Source organism: Stutzerimonas stutzeri, assembly GCF_018138085.1.
GTDB classification, from domain to species: domain Bacteria; phylum Pseudomonadota; class Gammaproteobacteria; order Pseudomonadales; family Pseudomonadaceae; genus Stutzerimonas; species Stutzerimonas stutzeri_AI.
Window position 1 is genome coordinate 2,088,568 of sequence record NZ_CP073105.1, and the last position, 19,611, is coordinate 2,108,178.

At 61.8% G+C, this 19,611-nt stretch carries 22 protein-coding genes; 15 read left to right on the forward strand and 7 right to left on the reverse strand.

All coding sequences use genetic code 11. The annotated features are described in order from the left end of the window. The first annotated feature begins 37 nt into the window (after positions 1-37). From KCX70_RS09720 to KCX70_RS09735, 4 genes are all read left to right on the forward strand, one after another. Positions 38-583 (forward strand): 1,2-dihydroxy-3-keto-5-methylthiopentene dioxygenase, encoded by a 546-nt coding sequence (locus KCX70_RS09720; protein WP_021207935.1) that lies wholly within the window; start codon positions 38-40, stop codon positions 581-583. 2 nt (positions 584-585) lie between these two features. Further along, complete coding sequence (gene mtnC, locus KCX70_RS09725) at positions 586-1,269, forward strand: acireductone synthase (protein ID WP_102850849.1); 684 nt, start codon at positions 586-588, stop codon at positions 1,267-1,269. A gap of 80 nt (positions 1,270-1,349) precedes the next feature. After that, the gene (locus KCX70_RS09730) at positions 1,350-1,559 is read left to right on the forward strand and encodes a PLD nuclease N-terminal domain-containing protein (RefSeq protein ID WP_021207933.1); all 210 of its coding nucleotides are present in this window, start codon (positions 1,350-1,352) and stop codon (positions 1,557-1,559) included. A 3-nt stretch (positions 1,560-1,562) separates the two neighbouring features. Beyond that, positions 1,563-1,754 carry a PLDc N-terminal domain-containing protein gene (locus tag KCX70_RS09735; RefSeq protein WP_212620040.1) on the forward strand — a complete coding sequence of 64 codons (192 nt, stop codon included), beginning with the start codon at positions 1,563-1,565 and terminating at the stop codon, positions 1,752-1,754. Between the two features lie 166 nt (positions 1,755-1,920). Here KCX70_RS09735 and KCX70_RS09740 read toward each other — a convergent pair whose 3' ends face one another. Then, positions 1,921-2,889: a DNA-3-methyladenine glycosylase family protein gene (locus KCX70_RS09740; RefSeq protein ID WP_212620041.1), complete on the reverse strand. Its 969-nt coding sequence runs from the start codon at positions 2,887-2,889 to the stop codon at positions 1,921-1,923. Between the two features lie 167 nt (positions 2,890-3,056). Between KCX70_RS09740 and speE the strand changes: the two genes are divergently transcribed. After that, positions 3,057-3,917: a polyamine aminopropyltransferase gene (gene speE / locus KCX70_RS09745; RefSeq protein ID WP_102850846.1), complete on the forward strand. Its 861-nt coding sequence runs from the start codon at positions 3,057-3,059 to the stop codon at positions 3,915-3,917. Positions 3,918-4,253: 336 nt separating this feature from the next. After that, entirely contained in the window at positions 4,254-4,595 is a 342-nt protein-coding gene (locus KCX70_RS09750) for a ribonuclease E inhibitor RraB (RefSeq protein WP_021207929.1), read from the forward strand. On the opposite strand, the gene KCX70_RS09755 is transcribed toward KCX70_RS09750, so the two are convergent. Then, the gene (locus KCX70_RS09755) at positions 4,596-5,564 is read right to left on the reverse strand and encodes a LysR family transcriptional regulator (RefSeq protein WP_102846029.1); all 969 of its coding nucleotides are present in this window, start codon (positions 5,562-5,564) and stop codon (positions 4,596-4,598) included. 104 nt (positions 5,565-5,668) lie between these two features. On the opposite strand from KCX70_RS09755, the gene KCX70_RS09760 reads away from it, so the two are divergent. Next, positions 5,669-6,424: a sulfite exporter TauE/SafE family protein gene (locus KCX70_RS09760; RefSeq protein WP_021207927.1), complete on the forward strand. Its 756-nt coding sequence runs from the start codon at positions 5,669-5,671 to the stop codon at positions 6,422-6,424. A gap of 12 nt (positions 6,425-6,436) precedes the next feature. On the opposite strand, the gene KCX70_RS09765 is transcribed toward KCX70_RS09760, so the two are convergent. Continuing rightward, on the reverse strand, positions 6,437-7,834 hold the full coding sequence (locus KCX70_RS09765; RefSeq protein ID WP_212620042.1) for an MATE family efflux transporter: 1,398 nt from the start codon (positions 7,832-7,834) through the stop codon (positions 6,437-6,439). Positions 7,835-7,955: 121 nt separating this feature from the next. Here KCX70_RS09765 and pdxB point away from each other — a divergent pair, with 121 nt between their 5' ends. From pdxB to KCX70_RS09805, 8 genes are all read left to right on the forward strand, one after another. Beyond that, positions 7,956-9,101, forward strand: a complete 1,146-nt coding sequence (gene pdxB / locus KCX70_RS09770) for a 4-phosphoerythronate dehydrogenase PdxB (protein WP_212620043.1) — start codon at positions 7,956-7,958, stop codon at positions 9,099-9,101. 112 nt (positions 9,102-9,213) lie between these two features. Continuing rightward, positions 9,214-11,256, forward strand: a complete 2,043-nt coding sequence (gene dnaX / locus KCX70_RS09775) for a DNA polymerase III subunit gamma/tau (protein WP_212620044.1) — start codon at positions 9,214-9,216, stop codon at positions 11,254-11,256. Positions 11,257-11,271: 15 nt separating this feature from the next. Beyond that, the gene (locus tag KCX70_RS09780) at positions 11,272-11,598 is read left to right on the forward strand and encodes a YbaB/EbfC family nucleoid-associated protein (protein ID WP_021207923.1); all 327 of its coding nucleotides are present in this window, start codon (positions 11,272-11,274) and stop codon (positions 11,596-11,598) included. A 448-nt stretch (positions 11,599-12,046) separates the two neighbouring features. Beyond that, a complete protein-coding gene (gene recR, locus KCX70_RS09785) occupies positions 12,047-12,646 on the forward strand; it encodes a recombination mediator RecR (protein ID WP_212620045.1) in 600 nt (199 codons plus the stop codon). Positions 12,647-12,812: 166 nt separating this feature from the next. Further along, positions 12,813-13,802, forward strand: coding sequence for an ABC transporter substrate-binding protein (locus KCX70_RS09790; RefSeq protein WP_102850840.1), 990 nt, complete (start codon positions 12,813-12,815; stop codon positions 13,800-13,802). Positions 13,803-13,897: 95 nt separating this feature from the next. Next, positions 13,898-14,641: an ABC transporter ATP-binding protein gene (locus KCX70_RS09795; RefSeq protein ID WP_212620046.1), complete on the forward strand. Its 744-nt coding sequence runs from the start codon at positions 13,898-13,900 to the stop codon at positions 14,639-14,641. Continuing rightward, positions 14,641-15,414, forward strand: a complete 774-nt coding sequence (locus KCX70_RS09800; protein WP_021207919.1) for an ABC transporter permease — start codon at positions 14,641-14,643, stop codon at positions 15,412-15,414. The genes KCX70_RS09795 and KCX70_RS09800 overlap by 1 nt, the downstream gene beginning before the upstream one ends. 8 nt (positions 15,415-15,422) lie before the next feature. Further along, a complete protein-coding gene (locus KCX70_RS09805) occupies positions 15,423-16,130 on the forward strand; it encodes an amino acid ABC transporter substrate-binding protein (RefSeq protein WP_212620047.1) in 708 nt (235 codons plus the stop codon). Positions 16,131-16,144: 14 nt separating this feature from the next. Here KCX70_RS09805 and KCX70_RS09810 read toward each other — a convergent pair whose 3' ends face one another. From KCX70_RS09810 to hemN, 4 genes are all read right to left on the reverse strand, one after another. After that, positions 16,145-16,741 carry an SCO family protein gene (locus KCX70_RS09810; protein WP_212620314.1) on the reverse strand — a complete coding sequence of 199 codons (597 nt, stop codon included), beginning with the start codon at positions 16,739-16,741 and terminating at the stop codon, positions 16,145-16,147. A gap of 19 nt (positions 16,742-16,760) precedes the next feature. Continuing rightward, the gene (locus KCX70_RS09815; protein WP_021207916.1) at positions 16,761-17,309 is read right to left on the reverse strand and encodes an adenine phosphoribosyltransferase; all 549 of its coding nucleotides are present in this window, start codon (positions 17,307-17,309) and stop codon (positions 16,761-16,763) included. Positions 17,310-17,326: 17 nt separating this feature from the next. Continuing rightward, positions 17,327-18,061: a fumarate/nitrate reduction transcriptional regulator Fnr gene (fnr, locus tag KCX70_RS09820; protein ID WP_102850835.1), complete on the reverse strand. Its 735-nt coding sequence runs from the start codon at positions 18,059-18,061 to the stop codon at positions 17,327-17,329. Between the two features lie 94 nt (positions 18,062-18,155). Further along, entirely contained in the window at positions 18,156-19,538 is a 1,383-nt protein-coding gene (hemN, locus tag KCX70_RS09825; protein ID WP_212620048.1) for an oxygen-independent coproporphyrinogen III oxidase, read from the reverse strand. Positions 19,539-19,611: the final 73 nt, after the last annotated feature.

Here is a 19,611-nt window from a genome sequence, read left to right on the forward strand (position 1 = left end):
AGAAGCCGGGCCGAGCGTCCCGGCTGGAGACCACACTATGAGCATCCTCAGCGTTTATCAGGACAGCGTCCCCGAGCAGCCACTCAAGGTGCTGACGCACATCGACGACATCGCTGCCACACTGGCCGAGGTCGGCGTGCATCTCGAGCGCTGGGAAGCCAGCGCGCCGATTGGCGCGGGTGCCAGTTCGGAGGAGGTGATTGCAGCCTATCGACCGCAGATCGATCGGCTGATGAGCGAGCGCGGTTATGTCACCGTCGATGTGATCAGCCTGACCAGCGATCATCCGCAGAAGGCCGAATTGCGGGCCAAATTCCTCGAAGAGCATCGCCATGCCGAGGACGAGGTTCGCTTCTTCGTCGCCGGCCGCGGCCTGTTCACGCTGCATATCGAGGACAAGGTGTATGCGGTGCTCTGCGAGAAGAATGACCTGATTTCGGTGCCGGCAGGTACCAGGCACTGGTTCGACATGGGTGAGCATCCCCACTTCGTCGCCATTCGCCTGTTCAACAACCCGGAGGGCTGGGTTGCGCAGTTCACCGGCGAGGATATCGCCGGACGCTTTCCACGCCTGGAGGATTGAGGATGCCGATCAAAGCCATTCTGACCGACATCGAAGGCACCACCAGCGCGGTGAGCTTCGTCTTCGACGTGCTGTTTCCATATGCCCGCGAGCACCTTCCTGCGTATGTGCGCAATCATGCGGAGCAGCCGTCGGTCGCGGCTCAGATCGAGGCGGTACGTCGGGAAAGCGGCGAGTTGGATGCCAGCACCGAGCGCGTCGCGGCGATCTTGTTGGAGTGGATCGCGGCCGATCGCAAAGCCACGCCGTTAAAAGCGCTGCAAGGCATGGTGTGGGCAGAAGGCTACCGCGCGGGTGAGCTCAAGGGGCATGTCTATCCCGATGCGGTTCGCGCGCTGCGCCGTTGGCACGAGCAAGGCTACGCGTTGTATGTCTATTCATCGGGATCCGTGCAGGCCCAGAAACTGATCTTCGGCTGCGCCGAGGTGGGCGATCTGACGCCGCTGTTCTCCGGGTATTTCGATACCGGTAGCGGCCACAAACGCGAGGTGGATTCGTATGTGCGCATCGCCGCCGCGATCGGCTTGCCGCCCGATGCGATCCTGTTTCTCTCCGATGTGGTGGACGAGCTGGACGCCGCGCGCCTGGCCGGGATGCATACCTGCGGCCTGGCTCGCGAGGGCGGCACGCTGCCAGGTCACCAGGTGGTGGGCGGCTTCGATATGATCGATCCGGCCCGATTCTGACGCCCCGGCCGGGCTGGCAGTGAACCCTCATACCGCCCAGGCATCCTAATTACGAACCCACCGTAATTTGGAGTTTTGCCATGACCGATGCCTTTGGCGGTATTTTCGGCCTGCTTATCCTGGCACTGGATATCTGGGCCATCGTCAGCGTGCTCCGTAGCGACAGCACAACGGGCAAAAAAGCCCTCTGGGTGCTGCTGATCGTCATCCTGCCGGTTCTCGGACTGATCATCTGGGGGATCATGGGGCCGCGCGGTAACCGTCCTGACGACCGCAACCTGAGGCCTTGACGCGTGGCGACCTGGAGTACGCTGCTGGCCCTGATCGTGCTGGTGGTCGATGTGATTGCCATCGTTCAGGTCTGGCGCACGCGTATCGAGATCGGCCGCAAAATCATCTGGAGCCTCGTCATCGTGCTGTTGCCGGTGGTAGGTTTGATGATGTGGTTCATTGCGGCCGGGCACCTCGGCAAGGTCCGTTTGTGAATCGCGCGCGGCACGCAAGGCGCTCAGGCTGTGCGCGGTCGCGCCTTGATTGAGAGGCGCATACCGCGATTTTTCAGATCTGGTTAAGGGTTTTGCTTCGGTCCGTAGCTCCCGTCCTGTCTGGTTCGGACAGCCATTCAACAGTTCAGAAGAGCTCGACTTTGCGTCACTCCGCCGAAGGCTGCGTCCGGCTCGTCACGATGGGGCTGGCGCCCGTTCGCATCGTCTTGATTGCCTTCTGCTTCGTTAACGCCAATGCGTTTTCATAGTCCGCCCAAATGTGCACGGCAGCATAAGCTCGCCGAGGTCGCCAGGCCTCTGCGCGCACCAGCAACTGTCTGGCAGTGATGCCCTGGCTTCCCCAGAGTGGTGCTTTCAGCAGGCCAAGATCGGCGGCGGGAAACGCATCTGCATCGCCGAACCCACGCAGGACGATGTACTCGGCGGTCCAGGGACCGATTCCGGGCAGTTCGCAGAGCCGACCAATGAGCGCGTCGACGCCATCGTCGATCTGCAAGGTCAGGGTGCCATCCGCCACCGCAGCCGCGAGGCGTTGCAGCGTCGCGACGCGCTTGCCCGGCATGCCGATGCTGTCCAGCCGGGCTTCGGCAATGGCCTGCGGGCTGGGAAACAGTTTGAGCAGGCCGCTCGCGCGGTCGGACAAATCCTGTGGTAGTTCCGTGCCAAGGCGTTCCACCAGCCGCCGGGTTATGGTGACCGCAGCCTTGACCGTAACCTGCTGACCGACGATTGCCCGCACGGCTTGCTCGAACGGGTCGAAGGCGCTGGGCAAGCGTAAGCCGGGGTTCGCGCGGACTAACGGGCCGAGCAGTAGGTCGTCGGCGAAATGCCGTGTCGTGGCGGCGGGATCCGCATCCAGATCGAACATCCTGCGAACCCGCGCGGCCAATGCAGCAGCGTGACTCTGTAGCGAATCGCTGAGGGTCAGCGTGAGAGCCGTCTGGTCCGCTAGCGGCTGGGCACTGAACCAGCCGACATCGGCGCCCATCCGTACCGTGCGGCTATAGCGCATGGGCTCGAGCGCCTCGATGCCAGGAAGCAGGCGCAGTGCAAAATGCTCGTGAAACTGCGACCAGTTCCACGGTGCCAGGTAGGGGAGATGAATGGGCGTCATGACGTGACGATAGCTGCCATTGATAGGCGCGTCTTCACCGGATGCGCTTTCAAAGCAGATGGTTCCAACCTGTCATGGGACCAAAGTAGAATGCGACTCTTTGCCAAACGGGCGTGCACTGACCGTGCGCCGCGTGTCTGTTACGCCATCCATCAGGGAGACACCCCATGAGCGATTATCAGGAAACTCTCTACGAGGGATACGGCCAGCGCTTCAGTATCGACAAAATGCTGCATGAGGTGCGCACCGAGCATCAGCATCTGGTCATCTTCGAAAATGCCCGCATGGGCCGCGTTATGGCACTCGACGGGGTGATTCAAACCACCGAGGCGGACGAATTCATCTATCACGAAATGCTTACCCACGTTCCGATCCTCGCCCACGGCCTGGCGCGGCGCGTGCTGATCATCGGTGGCGGCGACGGTGGCATGTTGCGCGAGGTCGCCAAACATCGTGACGTCGAAAGCATCACCATGGTCGAGATCGACGGCACCGTGGTGGAGATGTGCAAAGAGTTCCTGCCCGAGCATTCGAAGGGCGCCTTCGATGACCCGCGACTGAATCTGGTGATCGACGATGGCATGCGCTTCGTGGCGACCACCGAAGAAAAATTCGACGTGATCATTTCCGACTCGACCGATCCCATCGGGCCGGGCGAAGTGCTTTTCTCCGAGAATTTCTATCAGGCGTGCCGCCGTTGCCTCAACGATGGCGGGATTCTGGTCACCCAGAACGGCACCCCGTTCATGCAGTTGAGCGAAGTGCAGACCACGGCCAAGCGCATGGCCGGCCTGTTTCCTGACTGGCATTTCTACCAGGCGGCGGTGCCTACCTATATCGGCGGCGCCATGACGTTCGCCTGGGGCGCATGTGATTCCGACAGCCGCAAGCTGTCCCTCGAAACCCTGCACCAGCGGTTCATCGGAAGTGGCATCGTCACCCGCTACTACAATCCGCACATCCATCTCGGCGCATTTGCGCTGCCGCAGTACGTTTTGCAGGCCATCAACAAGCCCAGCAACGGCTAAGCTGGTTGGTGCGCGGCCATGGATTGGCTGCGCCCGAGTCCGGCGGCCAGTGCAGCTCGATGCGCCATTGCAGTGGCGACTCATACGCCGTATGTTCGGAACGTGACTGTGCCGTCCGAGGCGAAGGAGGCAACCATGGCGATGGACTTCAATCCAGGATTCATCGAACTCCGTGGTCGAGCAGTGGCCTATTAAGAGACCGTAAGGTTTTTCCGCTTCGTAATTCCGGTTAATGGCAAACCAAGGTTGGCGCTGTCCAATCAACCCCCGCAACGAGGTAGAACAAGGCTTTCCATTCCTGAAAATCGTCATCCATGGGTGAGAGGAGGTTGTTTTATGAGTACCACCTTCCATGAGGATGTAAGCAGCAATGTGCTTCTAAGGATGAAAGAGGGCGGTTTCGATTTCGCCCGGGTGCACCCGATCGAGTTCTACGCAGTATTTCCAGACCGTGAGCGCGCCTGCGCTGCTGCCAGCAATTTTCGTGGCGAGTCGGTCAACACCCAGATAGCGCCGCGCGACGACGGCGCCTGGGATCTGCAGGTCAGCAAGGTGATGTATGCCACGTTCGATGGCATAGGCGATTTCGAGCAGGACCTGGAGAACCTGGTCGAGCCGTTGGGTGGTGTAGTGGATGGCTGGGGCGTGACGCAGGAGCTGTCGGGCTGCGCCGTCTGATCACTGTTCCATTGAGTTGAAACGAAGTCCGCTTTGCAGTGCCTGGTCCCATGGCGGGACCGGGCCGAAGCGGCGTTTCAAAAATTCCAGCAACAGCCGGCTCCTGGAGTCGGCTTCACGCGTCAGGCGCAAGGCGTAGATGCCGCTTGGTTCTGGTGCGGGCAAACCCTGTTCGCAGAATAGCGGCAACAGCTCCCCACGTAGCAGATGCTCGCTGACCAACCAGGTCGGCAGATGCGCTATGCCCAGGCCAGCTAGCGCACCGCACAACAGCGCCTCGGCATTGTTCGCCACCATGCGCAAGCGCTTGGGTCGCAGCACCTGTCGTTTGCCGCCATGCTCGAAACGCCAGGCATGTTGCGGTGCCAGCGCGTCCCAATCCAGCCCGTCGTGAGCGGGCAGATCCGCTACCGTCCGGGGCATGCCTCGTTGCTGCAGGTATCCCGGGCTGGCGCAGACAATACGCGTCATCGGCGCCAATGGCGTGGCGACCAGGCGTGTGTCGGCCAGCGGACCGATACGTAGAACCAGATCGACCTCGCCCAGATGTTCACCTTCCAGATCGACGAAGCTATCGATCAGCCGTAGCTGAATGTCCACTCCCGGATAGGCCTGCAGGAATTCGGACAGCGCGGGCGCCAGGTGCCTGCGCCCGAACGGCGCCGGCGCATCGATGCGGATGCGACCTTCCGGTGCGCTTTGCAAAGAGGTGATCTCCACCCGCGCCAGCTGCAGCTCCTGAACGATGCGCCTGGCGCGCTCGGCGAATACCTGGCCGGCGGTGGTCGGTTTGACCGAATGAGTGTTGCGGCTGACCAGCTGGCAACCGAGCGAACGTTCCAGTGAATCGATACGCCGCGCGACGGCGGAGGGGGTCAGGGCGTGCAGGCGAGCCGCCCCGGAAAAGCTTCCGCTATCGAGCACGTCGAGAAACAGCCTGAACTGACTGGTCAGGGCGTTGGCGTCCATGGTTGTCTTCTGCTTTGCTAAAAAGGCAAAGCCATTGTGCGCGCTTGTGCATATGCCTGCTAGAAGGCGCTGAGTAGCATGGCGTTTTTTCTTGGAACACGATCATGGGACTCGTCGAATTCGGGCTGAACGTCGTATTGGGCTTGGCGCTGGGAACCCTTGGCGGGCTGTTCGGAATCGGCGGTGGGCTGATCGCGATTCCGGTCCTGGGCGTACTGTTCGATCTGGATCAACAAGTGGCGCAAGGCACGGCGTTGGTCATGGTGGTGCCCAATGTCATGCTGGCCATCTGGCGTTATCACCAGCGTAACCGGATCGATCCACGCCACGCCGCAGCCTTGGGTGTCGCCAGTTTCTGCTTCGCCATCGCCGGTGCTGCTGTGGCGGTCTCTCTGGATGCCGGACGCATGCGTGTCGGTTTCATCGGTTTTCTGGTCGCCCTGGCCATCTACACGCTGTCACGCGTGTTCATACGGCCACAGCCCGGCGGGACCGAGCTGCGCCACCCTTGGCCGTGGCTGGGCGTGCTGGGTGCCGGGGCGGGTGCATTGGGAGGCTTGTTCGGTGTCGGCGGCGCGGTGCTGGCCACGCCGGTGCTGACCGCTGTGTTCGGCACGTCCCAGGTTGTGGCGCAGGGATTGTCCCTGTCTCTGGCTGCACCCAGCACGGCTGTCACGCTGGTCACCTATGCGACCCACGGGCAGGTCGATTGGGCGTTGGGGGTACCGCTGGCCATCGGCGGGCTGCTGAGCATCAGTCTTGGGGTGAAGCTTGCGCACGCGCTACCGGAGCGTCTGCTGCGTCTTTTATTCAGCGGCTTCCTGCTGCTGAGTGCGGCCATGCTGGCGCTCGAGATCTGAGCGCCAGCTCCATCATGGCTGGCTCATGGGGGCCTGACCCGGCTGCCGGCGAATTTCACGGCGGGCGCTACGTGCCAGGCGGATGGTCAACAGGACAGCGGCGCAACTCAGGCCGGCGATCAGGCCCTGCCAGAGCCCGGCCGGGCCGCTCGGTTCGCCAAACATATCGGTGAGGCCCAAGGCATAGCCGACCGGCAGGCCGATCCCCCAATAGGCGAAGAGGGTGAAAATCATCGTCATGCGGGTGTCCTGGTAGCCACGCAGAGCACCTGCCGCGGTCACCTGGACCACGTCGGAGAACTGGAACAGCGCGGCGTAGAAGAAGAGGCTGGCAGCGACGGCGATCACCGCCGGGTCGGGGGTGTAGATGCGGGCGATCTGCTCGCTGAACAGCAGCATCGAGCCTGCCGAGAAGCAGGCGTAGACCAGGCTGGACACGATTCCGACCCCGGCGGCGAAGCGCGCATCGCGAGGCGCGCCACGTCCTAGCGCCTGGCCGATCCGGATGGTGATTGCCATGCCCAGCGACAGGGGAATCATGAAAATCAGCGAAGTGAAATTGAGCGCGATCTGGTGGCCGGCCACCACCGTGGCCCCCAGCGCGCCGATCAACAGTGCGATGACGGAGAAAATGCTGGCCTCGGCAAACACGGCGATACCGATCGGCACGCCAACCGAGAGCAGGTGACTCAGGACCGACCATTGCGGCCAGTCGAAGCGAGCAAAGAGCTGGCTGGGTTGGTAATACTCGGCTCGCCGTACCCAGAACAGCATCGCCAGCAGCATGAATCCCATGACCAGCGCGGTAGACCAGCCGCAGCCGACACCGCCCATCGCAGGCAGGCCCAGCTTGCCGTAGATGAAGATGTAGTTCAGCGGAATGTTCAATGTCAGCGCGAGAATGCCCACCACCATGCTCGGTCGGGTATGGCCGAGCCCGTCGCTGAAACAGCGCAACACTTGATATAGGGCCACGGCGGGGAACCCGCAGGCGACCGCCCTCAGATAGGCCATGGTGGGGTCGATCAGAACCGGCTCGACCTGCAACAGGTGCAGCACCGGCTCGGCATTCCACATCAGGACGGCGAACAGCAAGCCAACGCCGAACCCCATCCATAGCGCCTGGCGCACCAGCGGACCGATCTGTTCGTATTCTGCGCGGCCAAAGCGCTGCGCCACGTTCGGGGTGGTCGCCAGGATGATCCCGGTCACCAGCAGGAACACCGGTACCCAGACCGAATTGCCGAGGGCGACCGCGGCGAGATCGTACGGGCCGACGCGTCCAGCCATCAGCGTATCGACGAAGCCCATAGCGGTGTTGGCCAGCTGGGCGACCATCATCGGCAGGGCAAGGGCGAAGAGGGTGCGCAGTTCAACGCGAACCCGTCTGAGTTTCGACTCAGTGGGCATTGCAGATGTTCCGGATTGTATACAGAAGCGCGCTAGTCTACGCCGCGAATGCGCCTTTCGGGAAGGCAGCAGAGTGGCGCCGCCCGGTCTAGAATGGGCCCATCAATGACGGAGCCCGCTGATGCGAATCCTTGCCGACGAAAACATTCCACTGGTCGACGCCTTTTTTGCCGAGCATGGCGACATTCGCCGCATGCCGGGCCGCAGTATCAACAGAGCAGCGCTGGAGCAAGCCGAGGTGCTCCTGGTTCGCTCGGTTACCCGGGTCGATCGCGAGTTGCTGGAGGGAAGTGCGGTGCGCTTCGTTGGCACCTGCACCATCGGCACCGACCATCTGGACATCGACTACTTCGACGAAGTGGGCATCGACTGGGCGAGTGCGCCGGGATGCAACGCGCGTGGCGTCGTCGATTACGTGCTCGGCAGCTTGTTGGCGCTGGCCGAGGGCGAGGGCGTGGCGCTGCACGACCGTCGTTATGGCGTGATCGGTGCCGGAGAAGTTGGCGGCAGGCTGGTGGAAGTCCTGCGTGGCCTGGGCTGGGACGTGCGTGTCTGCGATCCACCGCGCCAGGCGCGCGAAGTCGGTGAGTTTGTCAGCCTGGATGAAATACTCGAAGAATGCGACGTCATTAGCTTGCATACACCGCTGACGCTGGAAGGCGAGCATTCGACATTCCATTTGTTGGATGGCGCCCGGCTGGCGCAGTTACGTCCGGGCGCCTGGTTGTTCAATGCCGCCCGCGGTGCGGTCGTCGACAATGCCGCCCTGCGCGAACAACTGGCCCGACGGCCTGACATCCAGGCTGTGCTCGACGTTTGGGAAGGCGAGCCACAGGTCGACGTCGAGCTGGCCGAGCTGTGCTGGATCGCAACGCCGCACATTGCGGGCTACAGCCTGGACGGCAAGCTGCGCGGGACGGCCCAGATCTACCAGGCGTTCTGTGCCAGCAAGGGCATCGAACCCAAGGTCGAACTGGCTGAGCTGATGCCTGCCGCGCCGCTGCGCGGGTTGGCGTTCGATGCGTCGGTCGATCCGGCGGAGATGCTGTCGACCATCTGCCGCGCGGTCTACGATCCTCGGCGCGACGACGCCGCGTTCCGGCGCAGCCTGGGTGGCGACGAGGGCCAGCGCCGCGTCGACTTCGATCAGTTGCGCAAGCAATACCCACCACGCCGGGAAATCGACAGCTTGCAGATCGAGATCAGCGCCGCCGAGCCGAAGCTGGAACGGATCGTAGACGCCCTCGGTGCGACCTTGAAGCGCTGACAGAACGATGGAGCGATGCGACGGACGTCGGGTGCCGGATGACAGGCTGGATGCAATTTCCGGCCTGCTCCGCTAGCATTACGCGTCCTCTGCTTTGTCCCGCGATGGTGTTATGAGTTATCAGGTACTAGCCCGCAAATGGCGTCCGCGCTCGTTCCGCGAAATGGTCGGCCAGACGCATGTGCTCAAGGCCCTGATCAATGCGCTGGACAGCCAGCGCCTGCACCACGCCTATCTGTTCACCGGTACGCGCGGGGTTGGCAAGACCACTATCGCGCGCATCATCGCCAAGTGCCTCAACTGCGAGACCGGCATCAGTTCAACGCCTTGCGGCGAGTGCTCGGTCTGCCGCGAGATCGACGAGGGCCGCTTCGTCGACCTGATCGAGGTCGACGCTGCGAGCCGCACCAAGGTCGAAGATACCCGCGAATTACTCGACAACGTGCAGTACGCGCCCAGCCGTGGTCGCTACAAGGTTTATCTGATCGACGAAGTGCACATGCTGTCGTCGCACTCGTTCAACGCGCTGCTCAAGACCCTCGAAGAGCCGCCACCCCACGTCAAGTTCCTGCTGGCCACGACCGACCCGCAGAAACTGCCGGTGACCATTCTTTCGCGCTGCTTGCAGTTCTCGCTGAAGAACATGCCGCCCGAGCGCGTCGTCGAGCACTTGACTCATGTGCTCGGCGTCGAGCAGGTGCCTTTCGAGGAAGATGCCCTCTGGTTGCTCGGTCGCGCCGCTGACGGCTCCATGCGCGATGCCATGAGTCTGACGGACCAGGCTATTGCCTTCGGCGAGGGCAAGGTGCTCGCGGCCGATGTGCGCAGCATGCTCGGCACGCTCGATCATGGTCAGGTTTACGGTGTGTTGCAGGCCCTGCTCGAAGGCGATGCCCGAGCGCTGCTCGAGGCGGTGCGCCACCTCGCTGAACAGGGGCCCGACTGGGGCGGTGTGCTGGCCGAAATGCTCAACGTGTTGCACCGTGTCGCTGTCGCCCAGGCGTTGCCGGACGCGATCGATAACGGGCAGGGCGACCGTGATCGGGTGCTGGCGCTGGCTCAGGCGCTGCCGGCCGAGGATGTACAGTTCTATTACCAGATGGGCCTGATCGGGCGTCGTGATTTGCCGTTGGCACCTGATCCGTGCAGTGGTTTCGAGATGGTCTTGTTGCGCATGCTCGCGTTCCGTCCCGCAGACGCTGAAGACGCACCGCGAACACCGCTAAAGCACTTGGGAATCAGTCCGGCCACGACTGATTCCGGAACGACCAAGGTGGCCGGTCCAGCACCATCGGCTGCGCCGGTTCGTGATGCGCAAACGCCGCGTGCGGTGCCGCCGGCCGCTACGCCCGCACCTTCATCGCGTGAGCAGTCGGACTCGATGCCAGCGACGGTTGGCCCGCGCACCGAGCCGGAGCCAGAGCCCGCGAGGCAAAGCATGCCCGCTGAGCCGCCCGAGCCTGCCGGGCCGAGCTTGGATCCGCCGGTCGTCGACGTTCCCTGGAACGAACCGCCTGCCACGCCTCCCGTCGCAGTCGAGGGCGAGGCGCTGGAACAGCGAACCGCATCCATCGACCCGCCCGAGCATGTGGCCACAGTTGTTGAGGTGAGCGAGCCGGATGACGATGAGCCGCCGCTGACCGACGAGGATTACTTCGAGGTCGAAACGCAAGCCGAAGCGTTCCTTGATGGGCTGGATGACCTGGCCCCCGAGCCGCAGGCTCCTGCCGAGCCGATGCCTGCGGTCGAGCCTGCCACTGGTCTGGCCGCAGAATGGCAAGAGATTTATCTGAAGCTGGGGCTGGGCGGGCTGACAGGAAGCATCGCGGCCAATTGTACGTTGGTGTCCGTTGAGAATGATCGCTGGCTCATGCACCTGGATCCGGCGCAAAGTGCGCTGTTCAACGCCACTCAACATCGGCGCTTGAACGACGCCTTGAATCAATATCATGGACGCACCCTGCAATTGGACATCGAGTTGCAGGCGCCGCAGCAGGAAACCCCTGCTCAGGCTGCATCTCGGCGCCGTGGCGAGCGCCAGCGGGCCGCAGAGCAATCGATTCAAGCCGATCCAGTCGTGCAGCAACTGATGCAACAGTTCGCCGCCGTCATTCGCGACGGTACTATCGAACCCGTCGAACACTCCGAAAGCTGATCCGAGGTATTTCTCATGATGAAAGGTGGCATGGCCGGGCTGATGAAGCAGGCGCAGCAGATGCAAGAAAAGATGCAGAAGATGCAGGAAGAGCTAGCCAATGCCGAAGTCACCGGCCAATCCGGAGCCGGCCTGGTGAGCGTGGTGATGAATGGCCGTCATGACGTCAAACGCGTCAGCCTGGACGACAGCCTGATGCAGGAAGACAAGGAAATTCTCGAGGACCTGATCGCAGCAGCCATGAACGACGCGGTGCGGAAGATCGAGCAGAACAGCAAAGAAAAAATGGCGGGGATGACCGATGGCATGCAGCTGCCGCCAGGCTTCAAGATGCCATTCTAAAAAAGCGTCTTGAAGTCTGCAGGCTGAAGAGAGATGTCGACGGCCCGCATTCGTGGGAGGCCCTACCCCGGGGCGAAGCTTTTTGAAGCACCGAACCCCGTTACTCGCTGCGGGAATGCCTCCCAAGCATGCGCGCCACGCGCGGCCCGCTTTGTGGGAGCCCTAACCCGGGGCGAAGCTGGGAGACCGAACCCACGCCACTCGCTACAGGGCTTCCAGAGCATGCGCGGCACGCACGGCTCGCTTTTGTGGGAGGCCCGGCCTCGGGGCGAAGCCTTTGAGCACCGGGCTCGCACCGCTCGCCGCGGATGGCGCGCTTGCTAAACACGCGCCATATACAGCCTGCTCTCGCAGGAGCGTTGACCCGGAATTGTCGGTGTACTGACCACTTTCGCCTTATAGACTTTGGCTTCCAGCTTTCAGCCTTTACTCCTACATCGAGACCCTCATGAGCTTCAGCCCGCTGATTCGCCAACTCATAGACGCGCTGCGAATTCTGCCCGGAGTCGGCCAGAAAACCGCACAACGCATGGCTCTGCAAATGCTCGAGCGCGACCGTAGTGGTGGTCTCCGCTTGGCTCAGGTGCTCACCCGGGCCATGGAGGAGGTGGGCTACTGTCGCCAATGCCGCACGTTGAGTGAGGATGATCTCTGTCCGCAATGCGCCGACCCGCGCCGGGACGATTCGTTGTTGTGCATCGTGCAGAGCCCCGTGGATGTGTTTGCGGTGGAGCAGACCGGCTTCCGTGGACGCTATTTCGTGCTCAAAGGGCATTTGTCTCCCCTCGATGGCCTTGGGCCCGAGGCCATCGGTATTCCCGAGCTGCTCGCTCGCGTCGCGGAAGGCGAATTCCATGAGGCGATATTGGCGACCAATCCCACCGTCGAAGGTGAGGCGACCGCTCACTATATCGCTCAGCTGTTGATTCCCAAGGGTTTGACATTAAGCCGTATTGCCCACGGGGTGCCGCTGGGTGGCGAGCTTGACTTGGTGGACGGTGGCACGCTTGCTCACGCACTGGCAGGGCGGAAAACCATCACTTTGTAACCATGCCTGCAAAGGCTTATAACCCGGTGTTTATTTCTTATCGCTGCTAAGTAGTGCCGAACTGCCTGAGCTTCGTGTAAAGTTCTAAGCCAGATTAGGTTAATAACCAGAAGCAATTACCTGCTTCGTTTTGGTTATAACTGCATGCTAAGAACGCGAGGTCGAGATGAAGGCGAAACTCTGGCTGGTTCCCGCTCTGTTGTTGTTGAGCGCTTTTGCGCAAGCACAGGAAAAACTCAAGGTTGGTTATATCCGTGTCATGGACGATGCCCAGGCGATGGTGGCTTACGAGGGCGAGTTCTATAAAAAGCACGGTTTGGATGTCGAGCTCGTCGAGTTCAGTTCGGGGACCGATCTGATCAAGGCCATCATTGGTGGCCAGTTGGATACCGGTGTTCTTGGCTTCACCAACGCGGTGGCCTGGGCGTCCAAGGGCGCCGACCTCAAGGTCGTGGGCGGCGCGCAGCAGGGCTATCACTCCATAGTCGCGCGCGAAGGTACCGGCATCGAAAAAGTCGCTGACCTGAAAGGCAAGATCCTCGCCTCGCAGAAAGAAGGCAGCACCGCTGACGCAGTCCTGCGTGGCGTCACCTTGAAGGATGCCGGGCTGTCGCCCAACGATGTAAACATCATGGGGACCAGCCCGGCGGTTGCGGTCCAGTCCCTCGTTTCGGGCCGCACCGATGCAGCGTTCCTCTTCGAGCCCTATGACCGCATTGCCCAGCTCGTGGCACCGGTGAAGCAGATCTATGAGATCGGCGAGGTGTGGCCGTTCCCCTGCATGGTGGTGATCACGTCCGGGGAAACCCTGGAGAAGCGCAAGGACGTCGTCTGGAAATCGCTGGACGCCCAGCGCGACGCGATCGAGTTGCTGGAAAAGCAGCCGGCCGAAGCCGCCAAGCTCATCGCGGACTACTTCATCGCAGAACCGACCTTGAAGACCCTTAACCGTGGTGACCTGCCGCGTGAAGTCGTCATCGAAGAAGCCATCGCCACCCAGACGTTCAGCGCAAAGCTGAACAGTGACGACCTGGCGCGTATCCAGCAGCTGGCCGACATCCTCCAGGACCTCGGCTCGCTGAAAACCCGTGACGGCAAGCCGTTCGACACCAGCGCGATTCTCGACCTGTCGTGGCAGCAATCTCGCGAACTCTGACGCGAGGTGGTTCGTCCATACCTGCCCGGCCCCAGTGCCGGGCAGTGTCATTGAAGCTTGCCGTACCGGCAGATCCTTAAGGACCTCAACGCGTTATGCAGCTCCGGTTTGAAGCAGTAGACAAGCACTTCGGGCAGCTCGAAGTCATCAAAGGGTTTAGTGGGGAGTTCGCCCAGGGCGAACTGGTCGCCCTCGTAGGCCCCTCGGGTTGTGGAAAGTCGACGTTGCTGCACCTGGTCGCTGGGTTGGAGAACCCGACGGCGGGCCGCGTGCTTGCCGACGGCACGCCAATTCCCGGCCCAAGCCCGCGCCGTACCCTTGTGTTCCAGGAGCATGCGTTGTACCCATGGCTTTCGCTGCAAGCCAACGTCGCCATGGCGCTGGAGTTGCAGGGCGTAGCCAAGGCCGAGGCGTTCGACCAGGCCAAGGCATGGCTCGCTCGGGTGAGTCTGGACGGCTTCGAGCAGTACTACCCTCATCAGGTCTCCGGCGGCATGCGTCAGCGCACTGCGCTGGCACGCGCATTCATCGCCAAACCGGAAGTGCTGCTGCTCGATGAGCCTTTCGGCGCGCTCGATGCACTGACGCGCATGGCCCTGCAGGATGTACTGCGCGAACTGATCGACGAGCATCAGCCCACCGTTCTGCTGGTGACCCATGACGTCGATGAGGCACTGTACCTGGCTGATCACGTGCTGGTGTTCAGCGCGCGGCCGGCACGGGTGCTGAAAACGTTCAATTTCACCCATTGCGAAAAAAGCCACGATCTTTCCGAGTTCGCGGCAGAGCGGCGCGAGATTCTGCGCTTGCTGGGTGTCAAGACGGAGGTAGGGCACTGATGAGCCAGGGACGACGTCTTACCGGTCCGAAAAAATACCTCGCCGTGGTACTGGCGATCCTGTTCATCCTGCTGATCTGGCAGATCGCGGCGTGGAGCCTGCCTGCGTTTCTGATGCCCGGCATCCCCGTCGTGTTCGAGCGGCTATTGGCCACGGTCCAGGAGCCGGCGTTTCGCGAGGGACTCTACGGCAGCATGAGCCGGCTGGGCAGTGGTTACAGCTTTGCCTTGCTGTTCGGCATCGGTTTCGGTCTGGTGGGCGGGGTGCTGTTCTTCTTCCGCGAGATCCTCCGCTCGGCCATCGTGATCCTGCAGTCTATCCCGTCGATCGCCTGGGTGCCGCTGTTCTTGATAGTGATGGGCTTCGGCAATCTGCCGATCATCGTGGTGGTTGCGCTGGCCGCATTCTTCCCCATGGCATTGTCGGTGATGAACGCGACAGAAAGCGTTCAACCGGTTCACGTCTCCGCCGCTCGGGTTATGGGCGCCTCGCGCTGGCAGCTGCTGCGTCGGGTCTACCTGCCGGCCGTGATGCCCGAGTTGATCACCGGTGCGCAGCTGGCCTTCGGTAACGCCTGGCGGGCGTTGATCTCCGCTGAGATGCTGATTGGTTTCGGCCAGGGCCTGGGCCGCTCGCTGGCGTACTCCGGCGAGATCGCCGACATGGTCGGCGTCATGATGAACATTCTGGTCATCGCCATCCTGGCGACGATGATCGATCAGGTGGTGCTGGAGAAATTCAAACAACGGATGCTGCGCTACCAGTACGTCTGAGGGGACTTGTGAACGCACGTCTGCTGCGGCTGATACTCCTGTTGTCGATCCCGACTAGCGCGCTCGGGGCGCCGCTACAAGCTGTGCTGGTCGACGGTTATCGACCGCTCAGCGCTGCACCGGCGGAGTCGATGAACGAAGGGTTCGAAGCGGCCTGGCTGAAGGCGATGGCCGACAGGCTGGGGCGGGACATAGAATTGACGGATTCGGCAGCCCAGGCTGATCTGCATATGGGGAGCCTGGCGTCGGGTGCCATCTATTACACCAGCGAGGTCGCAGCGCTCACTTCAACCGAAGCAGGCCCGACCGATTGGGGGCAGCTCGCTGACAAGCCGTTCTGTGTCACTGGCGGGCATCCTTATGCCGCCACGGTGGCTTCTCGCTTCGGCGGTATCGCGCGTGCCTACGACAGCGCAGCGCAGGCCCTGATCGGCTTGAAGCTCGGCGAATGCCAGGCAGTAGTCGGTGATCAGCGATTGCTGCGACAGATTGCCGAGCTGCCGGAATGGCGTCGCTATAACCGGCTATTGCCTGCGCTGGAGGACGTTGCACTGACCTTGCGAATCGAAGCGTCAGACGCAACGCTACAGCAGCGGATCGATCAGTTGGTATCCAATGATCAGGGACATCAGGCCATGGTCGGTGTCACCCAATACTGGATCGACGAAGTCGCGTTTCAGGCCTATGTGCTGGCTGACACGCTGGATTGCCACTGAAGCGGTAAAACGCGTCACTCGCCTTCGATCAGCTGCGCCAAGGCTTCGCGCAACCCGTCCACCTTGAGCGGGGCGCGGATGTGGCCACGCAAACGCCCTTGCGGGTCAACGACCGCCAGATTGCCGCTGTGACTGACGCTATAGTCGCCTTCGGTTTCATGCGCCGGGATGAAAGGCAGGCCAAGCGCCTTGGACAGAACCTGCAGTTGTGCCAGATCGCCCGTCCATCCTTTGAATCCCGCGCGGTAATGACCGAGGTAGCTGCGCAAGGCTTCTGGCGTATCGCGCGCGGGATCGGCGCTGACCAGTACCAACTGCAGCTGCTCGCGGACGTCTGGTGGCAACTGCCCAAGCAGCTGTCGCATGTCACTCAGTGTCGTAGGGCATACATCCGGGCAAGCGGTGAAGCCGAAGAACAACAGGTGCCAGCGGCCACGCAAGGCTTCGGTCGTGACCGCCTCGCCTTGTTCATCCACCAGGCTCACGCTCGGCAGAGGCCGTTCCCGCGGTAACAGCAATAGGTTCGCCTCGTCGAGCAAGGCGTTGCGATCGAGCGCGAACGACGGCGAACCACAGGCCAGCAGCGCCAGCGCGGCGGCACCGATGATCATTGCGGTCGTGCGGCGCACGTTAGCGCTCGTTCAGCTCGAATGCGGTCAGGGTAAAGGTGGGGATGCCCATGTCCTGCAGCTTGCGCGATCCGCCGAGCTCGGGCAGATCGATAATGGCGGCGGCCTCATGGATCTGCGCACCCATCCGGCGCACCAGCTGAGCGGCGGCAATCAGGGTGCCGCCCGTGGCTATCAGATCGTCCAGCAACAGCACCGAATCACCTTCGCAGAGACTGTCGGCGTGCACTTCAAGATAGGCTTCGCCGTACTCGGTGCAGTACGAGGCCGCCAATACGTCGGCAGGGAGTTTGCCTTGCTTGCGAAATAGGATCAGCGGTCTGTTCAGCTCGTAGGCAATGATGGAGCCGATGATGAAGCCGCGGGCGTCCAGTGCGCCAACATGGCTGAAACCGCTTTCGACATAGCGTTGGATCAGGCTGTCCGCCACCATGCGCAGCGCCTTGGGCGACTGCAACATCGGAGTGATGTCCCGAAACACCACGCCTGGCTTAGGAAAGTCGGGTACCGGGCGTATCAGCTTCTTGATGGAAAATTCGTCAAAGATCATTACGGGCTCCAGACGCCTCAGGCGTCCATGTTTCCGCCCGCCAGGGCGCAAAGACGAATGGAATCGAGGATGCGCACTTCCTTGCCTTCGGCTTCCAGCAGGCCGTTTGCCTGGCAGCGAGTGAATACGCGGGACACCGTTTCGACGGCCAGGCCCAGGTAGCTGCCGATTTCATTGCGCGACATGGGAAGGCGGAACTGGTTGGCGGAAAACCCCCGCGCACTGAAGCGTGCCGAAAGATTGACCAGGAATGTCGCAATCCGCTCATCGGCGGTCTTCTTCGACAACAGCATCATCATTTGCTGATCGTCACGAATCTCGCGGCTCATGATGCGCATCAATTGACGACGCAACTGCGGCAACAGCACGCTGAGCTCGTCGAGACGCTCGAAGGGTATTTCACAGACCGATGTCGTCTCGAGCGCCTGGGCAGAAACCGGGTAGGTCTCGGTATCCATGCCGGACAGCCCGACCAGTTCACTGGGCAGGTGGAAGCCGGTGATCTGCTCTTCGCCGGCATCGGTGACGCTGAATGTCCGCAGAGCGCCGGAACGGATGGCGAACACCGAGCTGAACGCATCGCCCTGACGGAAAAGCATTTCGCCTTTCTTCAGCGGGCGGCCGCGCTTGACGATGTCGTCCAGCGCTTCCATGTCCTGCATATTCAATGAAAGCGGTAAGCACAGGCCGGAAAGGCTGCAGTCCTTGCAATGCGCTTGCGGCTGCTTGCGGACCTTGATCGACTCGGACATTGGCGGTTCCTGAAAAAACCCTACGGGACGCGCAAGATTAACTCAGGCAGGGGCCATAGGCCAATTGGCGCTAGGGTCGCAGGCGACGCTTGGGCTAGATCGCACGGCTCATGTATGGAACAGGTTGTGGCGGCAGGTAGTGGTCGAACTGCATGCAGACCACATTGGCCAGCAGACGCCCGGCCGGCAGAATGCGGATGGCCTCGTCCTCGAGGGCGATGAGCCCGTCGGCGGCCATCTGTTCGAGGGCGGGCCAGCTGCTTTGGAAGTAGGTTTTGAAGTCGATTGCATACAGCTCTTCTATTTCACCGAAGCGCAGCTCGAAATCGCAGATCAGCGCCTGGATGACGCGTCTTCTGATGTGGTCGTCCTGGTTGCAGCGCAAGCCGCGCACCGTAGGCAGTTGGCCCTGGTCGAGCGCTTGCTGGTATTGGGTCAGGTCGCTGCTGTTCTGAACGTGCAGGTCGCCGATCTGGCTGATTGCCGAAACGCCCAGGCCGATCAGGTCGCAATGGCCATGCGTGGTATAGCCCTGATAGTTGCGCTGCAACGTGCCGTCTTCCTGCGCCATGGCCAGCTCGTCATCGGGCATTGCGAAGTTATCCATGCCGATATAGCGGTAGCCGGCACCGCCCAGCCGCTTTACGGCGTGCTGCCGCATCGCCAGCAACTGGTCGTCCCTGGGCAGATCGGCCGCGTTGATTCGTCGTTGCGCTATGTAGCGCTCTGGTGAATGCACGTAGCTGGAAACGGATACCCGGTCTGGCTGCAGTGCGATCACCGTCTCGAGCGTTTGCGCGAAACTGTCTGGCGTTTGCAGCGGTAGCCCGAAGAGCAGATCGATGTCTATCGTGCGGAATTGCAGCGTCCGGGCGGCCTCGATGATCGTCTGGGTTTGCCTGAGCGTCTGTAACCGATTGATCGAGCGCTGCACGTCCGGGTCCAGGTCCGGCAGGCCGATGCTGACCCGGTTGAAGCCAAGCTCGCGTAGCAACCCCATCGTTGGCCAGTCCGCCTCGCGTGGATCAATATCGATGCTGAAGTCAGCGTGATCGTCGTCCTGAAGATTGAAATGCTTGTGCAGATGCGCCATCAGCAGACGCAGCTCGCCATGACTGAGAAAGGTCGGCGTACCGCCGCCGAAGTGCAGTTGCTCGACTACCTGATCAGCGCCCAGATGGCAGGCGATCAGTTCGATCTCCTTCTCCAGCCGCTCCAGGTAGGGCAGCGCACGGCTGCGGTCATCGGTGATCACCTTGTTGCAGCGGCAGTAGTAACAGGCCTTGGTGCAGAACGGCAGATGGATATACAGCGAAAGCGGCCGATTGGCCTGCCGGCTGCGACGCATGGCGTGCAACAAATCGAACGACCCCAGCTTGCCGCTGAATTGGAGCGGAGTCGGGTAAGTCATGTATCGCGGCGCAACCTGATCGTAACGATGGATCAGATCGGCATCCCAGCGAATGGCGTCGAGCATCTCACGTTCTCGGTTGAGTGCGGTGACGGGATTCTAGGATGCACGCCGCTGCGCAGACTTGACCTGTATCAAG